12 protein-coding genes are annotated in these 10,422 nt (G+C 69.7%); 6 read left to right on the top strand and 6 right to left on the bottom strand.

Features of this window, described 5'->3' with window-relative positions; all coding sequences use genetic code 11:
- Window positions 1-562 (bottom strand): general stress protein (locus tag GZ67_RS0104595; RefSeq protein WP_036330118.1); only part of this gene is annotated, 562 nt, incomplete at its 3' end.
- Window positions 563-647: 85 nt separating this feature from the next.
- Between GZ67_RS0104595 and GZ67_RS0104590 the strand changes: the two genes are divergently transcribed.
- From GZ67_RS0104590 to GZ67_RS0104580, 3 genes are read left to right on the top strand one after another with little or no spacing between them, the layout of a single operon-like run.
- Window positions 648-1,916, top strand: coding sequence for a magnesium transporter MgtE N-terminal domain-containing protein (locus GZ67_RS0104590; RefSeq protein WP_029273778.1), 1,269 nt, complete (start codon window positions 648-650; stop codon window positions 1,914-1,916).
- Window positions 1,916-2,428: a DUF1003 domain-containing protein gene (locus GZ67_RS0104585; RefSeq protein WP_029262051.1), complete on the top strand. Its 513-nt coding sequence runs from the start codon at window positions 1,916-1,918 to the stop codon at window positions 2,426-2,428. The genes GZ67_RS0104590 and GZ67_RS0104585 overlap by 1 nt, the downstream gene beginning before the upstream one ends.
- Window positions 2,425-3,546, top strand: a complete 1,122-nt coding sequence (locus tag GZ67_RS0104580) for an Mrp/NBP35 family ATP-binding protein (RefSeq protein WP_029262052.1) — start codon at window positions 2,425-2,427, stop codon at window positions 3,544-3,546. The genes GZ67_RS0104585 and GZ67_RS0104580 overlap by 4 nt, the downstream gene beginning before the upstream one ends.
- A gap of 11 nt (window positions 3,547-3,557) precedes the next feature.
- Here the strand turns inward: GZ67_RS0104580 and GZ67_RS0104575 are convergent, their stop codons facing one another.
- Together GZ67_RS0104575 and GZ67_RS0104570 are read right to left on the bottom strand one after the other, a co-directional pair.
- Window positions 3,558-4,199: a hypothetical protein gene (locus GZ67_RS0104575; protein WP_029262053.1), complete on the bottom strand. Its 642-nt coding sequence runs from the start codon at window positions 4,197-4,199 to the stop codon at window positions 3,558-3,560.
- The gene (locus tag GZ67_RS0104570; protein ID WP_029262054.1) at window positions 4,196-4,573 is read right to left on the bottom strand and encodes a twin-arginine translocase TatA/TatE family subunit; all 378 of its coding nucleotides are present in this window, start codon (window positions 4,571-4,573) and stop codon (window positions 4,196-4,198) included. The genes GZ67_RS0104575 and GZ67_RS0104570 overlap by 4 nt, the downstream gene beginning before the upstream one ends.
- A 90-nt stretch (window positions 4,574-4,663) precedes the next feature.
- Between GZ67_RS0104570 and GZ67_RS0104565 the strand changes: the two genes are divergently transcribed.
- The gene (locus GZ67_RS0104565; protein ID WP_029262055.1) at window positions 4,664-5,302 is read left to right on the top strand and encodes an O-methyltransferase; all 639 of its coding nucleotides are present in this window, start codon (window positions 4,664-4,666) and stop codon (window positions 5,300-5,302) included.
- A gap of 96 nt (window positions 5,303-5,398) precedes the next feature.
- Here the strand turns inward: GZ67_RS0104565 and GZ67_RS20350 are convergent, their stop codons facing one another.
- The 3 genes from GZ67_RS20350 to dapE form a co-directional block, all read right to left on the bottom strand.
- Window positions 5,399-5,572 carry a DUF3117 domain-containing protein gene (locus GZ67_RS20350; protein WP_017203323.1) on the bottom strand — a complete coding sequence of 58 codons (174 nt, stop codon included), beginning with the start codon at window positions 5,570-5,572 and terminating at the stop codon, window positions 5,399-5,401.
- Window positions 5,573-5,666: 94 nt separating this feature from the next.
- The gene (locus tag GZ67_RS0104555) at window positions 5,667-6,884 is read right to left on the bottom strand and encodes a hypothetical protein (RefSeq protein ID WP_029262056.1); all 1,218 of its coding nucleotides are present in this window, start codon (window positions 6,882-6,884) and stop codon (window positions 5,667-5,669) included.
- A complete protein-coding gene (gene dapE, locus GZ67_RS0104550; protein ID WP_029262057.1) occupies window positions 6,866-7,939 on the bottom strand; it encodes a succinyl-diaminopimelate desuccinylase in 1,074 nt (357 codons plus the stop codon). Before dapE ends, GZ67_RS0104555 begins: the two co-directional genes overlap by 19 nt.
- A gap of 65 nt (window positions 7,940-8,004) precedes the next feature.
- Between dapE and dapD the strand changes: the two genes are divergently transcribed.
- Both dapD and GZ67_RS0104540 read left to right on the top strand, forming a co-directional pair.
- On the top strand, window positions 8,005-8,952 hold the full coding sequence (gene dapD / locus GZ67_RS0104545) for a 2,3,4,5-tetrahydropyridine-2,6-dicarboxylate N-succinyltransferase (RefSeq protein ID WP_029262058.1): 948 nt from the start codon (window positions 8,005-8,007) through the stop codon (window positions 8,950-8,952).
- Window positions 8,953-9,233: 281 nt separating this feature from the next.
- On the top strand, window positions 9,234-10,422 hold a 1,189-nt coding region (locus GZ67_RS0104540; RefSeq protein ID WP_029273777.1), incomplete at its 3' end, for a DEAD/DEAH box helicase.

Raw genomic sequence — 10,422 nt, 5'->3', positions numbered from 1 at the left:
CGGGCTCCGCGGGCTCGGGAGTCGCCGCACCGGGCGTGATCCGCTCGCCGTACCGCGGCGGCTCGTCGAGGTTCACGGGCGGCCGCACGGGCGCTGTCTTCGTCGCGCCGAGCACCTGACGGGCCTTCGCGAGCGATGCCGTCTGCACCGTGACCTCGTAGTGGTCGGCCGCGAACTGCGTGACGCTCGCGAAGTCGCGCCGGCGACGCACGATCGCGTAGGTGACGAGACTCAGGAGCATGCCGAGTGCGACGCCGATGAAGACGAAGCCGACGAAGAGCTGGATCGGCACCTCGGGGTTGCCGATCACGAGGATCGCCGACAGGAACAGGCCGATCAGGACGCCGTTGACAGCACCCGAACGCGCGGCCGCCGCATACCCCAGCTTTCCGGTCACACGCTCGACCGTGCGCACGCTCTGCCCGACGATCGCGATGTCCCGTGCGGGCACCTCCCCCGCGATCAGCTTCGACACCGTCTTCTGCGCGCTCTCGTAGTCGCGCGTCGAAGCGACCATCTCGCCGGTCTCGGTGCCGCTCGCGGGGCGGTTCAGCATACTCATCCGGCTATTCTTCCACGCGTACCGGTCGACGGCCCGAGGCGCGACCATCCCGCCCTCGACCGGACCCGCCGACTACTCTGGAGAAGTGAGCACACAACGGGTTTTCGCCGCGCGCCTGGCCGGGTGCGCCGTCTTCGACCCCCTCGGCGACCGGCTCGGCAAGGTCCGGGATGTCGTCGTCGTCTACCGAAGTACCGCGGCCCCCCGCGTGATCGGTCTCGTCGTGGAGATCCCGGGGCGACGCCATGTGTTCCTCTCGATCGGCCGGGTCACCTCGATCCGGTCCGGACAGGTCATCACCACCGGCCTGATCAACGTGCGGCGCTTCTCTCCCCGCGCCGGCGAGGTGCGCGTGCTCGCCGAGATGCTCGGACGGCGCGTGAGCTTCGCGGACGGCAGCGGCACGGCCGTCATCGAAGACGTCGCGATCGAGCCGAACCGCCTCGGCGAATGGGCGATCAGTCAGTTGTTCCTCCGCCGCCCGAAGACCAGCGCCTCGCCGTTCGCGAAGGGTCCGACCACATTCGCCGCCTGGAGCGAGGTCGCCGAGCAGCGTGCACCGGGTGAATCGCAGTCCGCCGAGCAGCTCGTCGCCTCGTATTCGGAGCTGCACGCCGCCGACCTCGCCAACACCCTTCTCGATCTTCCGCAGCAGCGCATGATCGAAGTGGCCGAGGAGCTGTCGGACGACCGTCTCGCCGACGCCCTCGAGGAGATGCCCGAAGACGAGCAGGTGCACATCCTCGATCGTCTCGGCGACGAGCGCGCTGCCGACATCCTCGACCAGATGGAACCGGACGACGCCGCCGACCTGCTCGCCCAGCTGGCCCCGGACCGACTCGAACAGCTTCTCGAGCTGATGGAGCCGGAAGAAGCCGAAGACGTCAGGATGCTGCTGCGCTACGGTCCCGACACCGCGGGTGGCCTGATGACCCCGGAGCCGATCATCCTCTCGGCCGACGCCACCGTCGCGGAGGCGCTGGCCCTGATCCGCCGCCACGAGCTGCATCCCGCGCTGGCCGCCGCCGTGTTCGTCACCCTGCCGCCGTTCGAGACGCCGACCGGGCGTCTGCTCGGACTCGTGCACTTCCAGCGGATGCTGCGCTACCCGCCCCACGAGCGACTCGGCGCGATCCTCGACGACAGCCTCGAGCCCGTTCCCGTCACCGCATCCGCCGCCGAGGTGGCGAGACTGCTGGCGAGCTACGATCTCGTCTCGCTGCCGGTGATCGACGCGGCCCACCGCCTGGTCGGTGCGATCAGCATCGACGACGTGCTCGACTATCTGCTCCCCGACGACTGGCGATCGCACGACAGCGATGACACCTCGTCCTCCGCGAAGGAGGCCCGCTGATGCCCCGGTCGCCGCGCCTCGATGCCCCCGGCCGCAGCACGACGAGGCCCCGCACGACCTCGCGCGATCGGTTCGGCCGGTTCACGGAGTGGGTCGCCCGTGCGATGGGGACCCCGGCGTTCCTGGTCATCCTCAGCCTGTTCTGCGTGGTCTGGATCGTCTGGAACACCCTGATGCCCGACGAGCTCCGCTTCGACGATGCCGCCCTCGGCTTCACCGCCCTGACGCTCATGCTCTCGCTGCAGGCCTCGTACGCCGCGCCGCTGATCCTCCTCGCGCAGAACCGCCAGGACGATCGCGACCGCGTGCAGATCGAGCAGGACCGCCAGCGCGCGGAGCGCAACCTCGCCGACACCGAGTACCTCGCCCGGGAGATCGTGGCGCTGCGCATGTCGCTCGAGGAGCGCAACGCGCAGGCCGTGACGCGCGACGTGCTGCGGCAGGAATTGAAGGCTCTGCTCGCCGAGCTCGAAGACACCGGGGACAAGCCGACGTCAGGCGCCGCATCGTGACCGGGGCCGACCTCGTCCGTGCCGCAGTCTCCGCGGTGACGGACCCGGAGCTGCGCCGCCCCATCGGCGAGCTCGACATGGTCCGCGAGATCGCCGTGGACGGAGACCGCGCTCAGGTCGGCATCGTCCTGACGATCGTGGGCTGCCCTGCGGCGGCGCGCATCGAGTCCGATGTGCGCGAGGCTGCGGCATCCGTCCCCGGCATCGCCGCGGTCGACGTCGAGGTGGGCGTGATGACCCCGGCCGAGCGCAAGGCGCTGACCGAGAAGCTCCGCGACGGCAGGCCCGCCCGCCAGATGCCCTTCGGTCCCGACTCGCTCACCCGCGTGATCCTCGTCTCCAGCGGCAAGGGCGGCGTGGGTAAATCGACGGTCACCGCCAACCTCGCCGTGGCGCTCGCCGACGAGGGACTGTCGGTCGGCCTCGTCGATGCCGACGTGCACGGATTCTCGATTCCCGGGCTCCTCGGCATCCCCGCCGGGACGCAGCCGACTCGTATCGACGACCTCATGCTGCCCCCGGTGGCGCACGGAGTGAAGACCATCTCGATCGGGATGTTCCTCCGCGACGGAGAGGCGGTCGTGGCGTGGCGTGGACCGATGCTGCACCGCACTGTGCAGCAGTTCCTCACCGATGTGTTCTTCGGCGATCTCGACGTGCTGCTCATCGACATGCCGCCCGGCACCGGCGACATCGCCATCTCGATCGGCCAGCTCCTCCCCCACGCGGAGGTCCTCGTGGTGACCACCCCGCAGACCGCTGCCGCGGAGGTGGCGATCCGCAGCGGACTCGTCGCACGGCAGACCGGTCAGCGGGTGATCGGGGTCATCGAGAACATGGCGGCGTACGCGCTCCCCGACGGCACGGTCATCGATCTGTTCGGCTCGGGTGGCGGTGCGGCGGTCGCCGAAGCGCTGTCCGAGCCGGGTACCACGGTCCCGCTGCTGGCCTCCATTCCCCTGAGCCCCGCGCTCCGTGAGGGCGGAGACGCCGGCATCCCGATCGTCGCCGGCGCGACGACGGATGCCGCGGCCACGACGATCCTCGATCTCGCCCGCACCCTCGCTCGGCAGGGGCGTGGCCTGTCCGGCCGCTCGCTGCCGATGACGATCGGCTGAGTGCGGCTCTCCTACGGCTCCGGGAACTGCGTCCAGGACGCGTGCGCGCGCTCGGCATCTCGCGTGCTTCTTCGCCTGGTGACGCGTCGGCGGACCAGGATGACCACGGGCAGCACCACGGCGACGGGAAGACAGAACACCGCGCCGAACGCCAGCAACGTCCCCACGGCGAAGTCGTTCCCGCCCGTGCGGCCGAGACCGATGGCGCCGCTTCCGAAGGCGTCCCCGGCGACGAGGAACTCGCCGTCGTAGGTGTCGAGCGAGTCGGCGCAGGTGACGGTGTGGACGCCCGCGCGGACAGCGGTGAACTGCGTGTGCTGCTCGAACCCGCGCTTCGGGGTCATCCACCAGAGCGTGTCGTCCCACGACAGCGAGGGTCCCGCGCGCTGAGAGAGCTCGGCGCCGTCCGGACCCGATACCGAACACTCCAGCGTCCCGAGCATCGCGGAGACACCGCTGCCCCAGATACCGACGCGCTCGCCCTCCTGCAGCTCGACCGTCGCCCCGCGTCCCAGCGGAACCGGATCGGCGTCACTCACGGAAGCGGCGACGGGCAACACCCAGAGCGTCCAGATCAGGACGCCGATGCACGCGCACAGAGCGGAGAACCCGAATGCCACGGCATCGCGATCGGCGAGCCGCCCTCGGGTCACGTGGCTTCGGGATCGAAGGGCGGCCGGTTGCTCGCGCTGAACTCCTGCGGGAGCGCACGGGGAGCGACAGGCTCCGCGATCGTCTCCCGCGCCTGCGTCGGCGTCGTCGTCGGCTGCGGCTCCTCGAACAGCGCGTCGCGGATGATGCGGCGGGGATCGTACTGACGGGGGTCGAGCTTGCGCCAGTCCACATCGTCGAGCTCCGGACCCATCTCCTCACGCATGCGGGACTTGGTCGAGCGGAGGTACTCGCCGGCCTTTCGGACCATGCGCGAGAAGCCCTCGGCAGCTCGCGGGAGACGCTCCGGGCCGATGATGAGGACCGCGATGAGACCGATCAGCAGCAGCTTCTCGAAGGTGAGCCCGAACGTCATCTCTACAGGCTACCGTCGCGCCTGCGGTCCGCGGGTACACCGAGCGAATACTCTGGAGGGAACCACTGGGCAGGCAGGGAGAAACAGGCCATGAGCGAGCACGACGCGAACGCGCGATTCCTTCGCGAGTCCATCGTGGAACCCGACTCCATCGCACGCGCACGCGCACACGCGGTCGAGCTCGGCGCGATGCCGATCAGCACCGTCGTCGGTTCCCAGATCGCCGTGCTCGCCGCCGCGACCGGCGCACGCTCGATCGTCGAGATCGGCACCGGTGCCGGCGTCTCCGGACTCTGGCTGCTGCACGGAGCGCCGCAGGCCGTGCTCACCTCGATCGACAACGAGCCCGAACACCTCGCGGCAGCGCGACAGGCATTCGCCGACGCGAAGGTACCGTCCACGAAGGTCCGCTTCATCACCGGGCGCGCCATCGACGTGCTCCCCCGTATGAATGAGTCCTCGTACGACATCGTGCTCGTCGACGCCGACCCCGACCACATCATCGAGTACGTCGAGCACGGACTCCGCCTCGCCCGCACCGGCGGCCTGGTGCTGGTGCCGCGGATCCTCGGCGGCGGCCGCGTGGCCGACCCGGTGCAGCGTGATGAGGTCACGTCGGCCTACCGCTCGCTGGTGCAGGAGACCCAGGAGTCCTCGGCCGTGTTGGCGACCGTGTCGCCCGCAGGTGAAGGACTGCTCCAGCTGATCAGGCTCGCCGACCGCGACTGAGAGTCGCCTCGCCCGGGTACGCCCCGGAATCGACAAAGGGCGGTGGATCCGAGGATCCACCGCCCTTTCGGTCCGCGGATGCGGACCTCAGATCGTTCAGGCCGGTGCCACGACGGCGGCAAGCACGTCGTGAAGTTCCTTGGCCTCAGCGTCGTTCACGGAGACGACCAGACGGCCGCCGCCTTCGAGCGGAACGCGCACGATGATGAGTCGTCCTTCTTTCACGGCCTCCATGGGTCCGTCTCCGGTCCTCGGCTTCATCGCTGCCATCGTGGCTCCCTTTCCTCCGGTGGTATGGAATGAGTTTATCGGGTGTCACCGGGACCTGGAGGTCACCGAGCAACAATTGGGTCGCCCGACACCGTCAGGGCACCTGCCAGAACGTGCTCCCGAGCGCATACACGTGGTAGATCCAGAGCCATTGGCCCAGGAGGCAGAGAGCCACCACACCGACGCGCCACCACCGCGATCGAGGAACCGCGACGGCGCCCCAGAGCGGGCTGAGAGGCAGCAGCAGGCGGAACGTGCTGGACTGTGGGAAGAACACCGCGAGGAGGTACAGCAGGTAGCTGGCGCTCCACAGGCGGAGGTCGCCGCCGAGGGCGCGCACCTGGGGCGAGCGCAGGAGGGTGACGGCGGCAGCCGCGACCAGCAGCACGAGCGCCACCGGGCCCCACCACTGGGGCATGCCCCAGAGTGCGAACCAGAACTGCGACGCCTGAACCCATCCTTCGAACGGCAGGAAACCGTCGACGCCGCCGACGATCCAGTGCCGGCGCCACGCGAGTTCTGTCGCGAGATAGGCACCGGGATCGCCCGTGACGACACCGGCGATCAGTTGCCAGGCGAAGCCCGCCGCGGTCGCGAGCGCCCCGAGCGCGACGATGTGCGTGATCTCCCGCCCGGAGAGGGGTTCCTGCTTCCGCCGGAACCAGCGCACGACGCCGTGCAACCCGAGGTACAGGGCGAAGGCGAGGATCCCGGGGCGGGTGAAGGCCATCACCGGGATCAGGAGGTAGAGCCGGCCGTATTCGTGTCGGATCGTCGCGTCGAGCGCGAGGAACAGCAGCAGCAGGAACAGGGTCTCCGCGTAGCCGACCTGGAACATCGCGGCGATCGGCCCGGCAGCGAAGAACACGACCGCCCAGAGCGCGGCGGAAGCGCCGATGCGGTCGCGAAGCAGGCGATGGAGCGCAAGGCACGCGAGATACCCCGCGGCGAGCGAGATCAGGAGAGCGCCGACTCCCCAGGATCCGAAGAGGAAGCCCACCGCCTTCGCCGCAAATGCGAACACGGGCATGAATGCCCAGGCGTTCTCGGCGACGTCGCCCGACTCGGTCCGGGGAAGCTCGGTCGGATAACCGGACTCGGCGACGAGCCAGTACCACTGGGCATCCCACCCGAGGATGAAGTCATCGAGTCCGGCATCGGCCCCGAAGCGCGAGAACGACGTCGACAGCGACGCGGCGATGAGCAGGAAGATCGTGGTCGTTGCCCGTGCCGCGAGGTAGATGATCGCGATCCGCAGCGCGATCGGCGCCTGCGCCCAACGGCGAGCAGTGCTCAGCGCGAGGTGAGCCATGCGCGCAGGCCCCGCTCCACGGCGCCGATCTGCGCGAGCGGCACGCGCTCCTCGTCGTGGTGCGCGAGGTGCGGGTCGCCGGGACCGTAGTTCACCGCCGGAATGCCGAGCGCCGAGAAACGGGCGACGTCGGTCCAGCCGTATTTCGGGCGAGGCTCGGCGCCCACAGCCGCCACGAACTGCTGCGCGATCTCGGCGTCGAGTCCGGGGCGCGCCCCCTCGGCTGCATCGGTGATCTCGATCTCGAAGCCGGCGAGAACCCCGCGCAAGTGCGCTTCGGCGTCCGCCGCGGACTTGCTGGGAGCGAAGCGATAGTTGACCTCGACCTCGCATGCGTCGGGGATGACGTTGCCCGCGACGCCGCCGGCGATGCGCACGGCGCTCAGGCTCTCCCGATACAGAAGGCCCTCGACCGGCACTTCCCTGGCGCGGTACTCCGCGAGCCGCGTCAGGATCGGAGCAGCACGGTGGATCGCGTTCTCGCCGATCCACGCTCGTGCACTGTGCGCGCGAACGCCGGTCGTGCGCACGATCGCGCGCAGCGTGCCGTTGCATCCGCCCTCGACCTCGCCGTTGGACGGTTCGCCGAGGATGGCGAAGTCCGCCCGGAACAGGTCGGGTCGCACCGCGGCGAGCAGGCCGAGGCCGTTCTTGGACGCCTCGATCTCTTCGTTGTCGTACCACATCCAAGTGATGTCGATCGCGGGATCGGTGAGCTCCGCCGCGAGCTTGAGCTGCACCGCCGTGCCCGCCTTCATATCGACGGTTCCGCGCCCCCAGAGATAGGGCACGCCGTCGATCTCGATGTCCCTGGTGGGCAGGTTCGCGTTGATCGGCACGGTGTCGATGTGACCGGCGATGGCGACGCGCTGCGCGCGCCCGAGATCGGTGCGGGCGACGATCGTGTTGCCGTGGCGGAAGACTTCGAGGTGCGTCAGCGGCGTGATGGCCGCCTCGATCGCGTCGGCGAGGGTCTTCTCGTCGCCGGACACGCTCGGGATGTCACAGATCGCACGGGTGAGGTCGACGGAGGACGCGGTCAGATCGAGCACCATGGGTCAAGCCTACTTACCCCGTCATGCGTGAAGTCCCCCGCCTCCCGGCGCGATAGCGTGGAGGGATGAGCGACGCACGCACCGTATGGGGTATCGGCCTGACCACGATCGCCGGCGATGGCACGGTTCTCGATGCGTGGTACCCGGATGTCCGCACGGGATCTGCCTCAGCAGACGGTGCCGCCGTCGCCGCGCTCGAACCCCTGGTCGGCGCCGATGAGCGACGGAACGTGACCGTCGAGATCATCCGGCTCCAGATCGACCTCGACGCAGCTCCCGCTTCCACGGCCGACGCGTACCTGCGACTGCACGCCCTCTCGCACCTCGTCGTTCGCCCCAACGAGCTGAACCTGGAGGGCATCTTCGGCCACCTGCCGAACGTCGCCTGGACGAACGCCGGCCCGGTGCTCCCCGCCGACGCCGCCCGTCTGCGGCCGCACCTCCAGCGCGCCGGCATCCAGGTGCAGGGACTGGACAAGTTCCCGCGGCTGACCGACTACGTGCAGCCTGCGGGCGTCAGGATCGCCGACGCCTCGCGCGTGCGGCTCGGCGCACACCTCTCCCCCGGCACCACCGTGATGCATGAGGGCTTCGTCAACTTCAACGCCGGAACGCTCGGCTCCTCCATGGTCGAGGGACGCATCTCGCAGGGCGTCGTCGTGGGCGACGGCAGCGACATCGGCGGCGGTTCTTCGATCATGGGCACGCTCTCGGGTGGAGGCACTCACCGGGTGTCGATCGGTGCACGCACCCTGCTCGGAGCGAACGCCGGCATCGGCATCTCCCTCGGCGACGACTGCGTCGTGGAGGCGGGCCTGTACGTGACCGCCGGGACGAAGATCGTGCTGGTCGACGGCCCGGTGACGCCGGACGGCGCACGGAAGACCGTGAAGGGCGGAGAGCTCTCCGGCCAGGACGGACTGCTCTTCCGACGGAACTCCCTCAGCGGCGCCGTCGAGGCCGTGCGCCGCGCCGGAGTGGGCGTGACGCTCAACGAGGCCCTCCACGCCTGAGAGCCGCCCGCGCGCCTTCATCGTCAGCCCGCGACCCGCGCGTGGAGGCGGCATGCAGCCGACGGCATGCACGCACTGGTAGACTGACACCGTTGTCCGCACCGCCGGTGCTGCAACATCGTCGTCGTCATGGGGTCTCCGAGGACCGAAGCGAGCAGAACTGCTCCCACCACCAGCATGAGCTGGCATTTCGAACGGCGAACCGATGCGCAATTCCTGCGCCGTCGCCCACCTCACCCCTTATCTCGCGCCGATCACTCGTGCGCTGACGGAGTTTCTGCATGTCTACTTTCCTTGAACTCGGCGTTCCCGCCGAGCTCGCCGCCGTTCTCGCCGATTCGGGCAAGACCGAGGCCTTCGCGATCCAGCGCGACACCCTTCCCGACTCCCTCGCGGGACGCGACCTGCTCGGCCGCGGACGCACGGGCAGCGGCAAAACCATCGCCTTCGCCCTGCCGCTCGTGGCGCGCCTCGCCGCATCCGGCGGTCAGCGCCGCGCCGGCCTCCCGCGCGGACTCGTCCTCGCCCCGACCCGTGAACTCGCGACGCAGATCGCCGCGACCATCGCCCCGCTCGCCGAAGCTGCCGGTCTGCGCGTCACGACCGTCTTCGGCGGCGTCAGCCAGCGTCCGCAGGAGCAGGCGCTGCGCGGCGGCGTCGACATCGTCGTGGCCTGCCCCGGTCGACTCGAAGACCTCATGAAGCAGCAGGTCGTGCGCCTCAGCGCGATCGAGGTCACCGTGCTCGACGAGGCCGACCACATGGCCGACCTCGGCTTCCTCCCCGGCGTCACCCGCATCCTCACCGCAACGCCGGCCGGTGGCCAGCGTCTGCTGTTCAGCGCGACGCTGGACCGCGGCATCGACACCCTCGCGCGCCGCTTCCTCTCGAACGCGGTCAGCCACGAGGTCGATGAAGAGAGCGTGCCCGTGGGCGAGATGACCCACCGCGTGCTGGTCGTCGACTCCACCGACAACAAGACCGCTCTCGTGAAGGAGCTCGCCTCCGGCACCGGCCGCCGCATCCTCTTCACCCGCACCAAGCACCAGGCGAAGAAGCTCGCGAAGCAGCTCACGGCTGCCGGCATTCCGGCCGTCGACCTGCACGGAAACCTGTCGCAGAACGCTCGTGAGCGCAACCTCGGCGCCTTCTCCGCCGCACCGGAAGACGGCGGAGTGCGCGTTCTCGTCGCGACCGACGTCGCCGCCCGTGGCGTGCACGTCGACAACGTCGACCTCGTCGTCCACGTCGACCCGCCCGTCGAGCACAAGGCATACCTGCACCGTTCCGGACGTACGGCCCGTGCCGGTGCTGCCGGCACCGTCGTGACCGTCGTGCTCCCCGAGCAGCGCCGTGACGTCAAGGACCTGCTGCGCAAGGCTGCCATCTCGGCTGCGCTGGAAGATGTCACGACCGCTGCCGTCACGGCCCTGGTCCCCGAGCGCGCCCCGCACGTGCGCCCGGCTCCCG

Source organism: Microbacterium sp. Cr-K20 (genome assembly GCF_000708325.1).
Lineage (GTDB): Bacteria > Actinomycetota > Actinomycetes > Actinomycetales > Microbacteriaceae > Microbacterium.
Note: the sequence above shows the minus strand (reverse complement) of the source record. Positions and strands in the feature narration are given on the sequence as shown.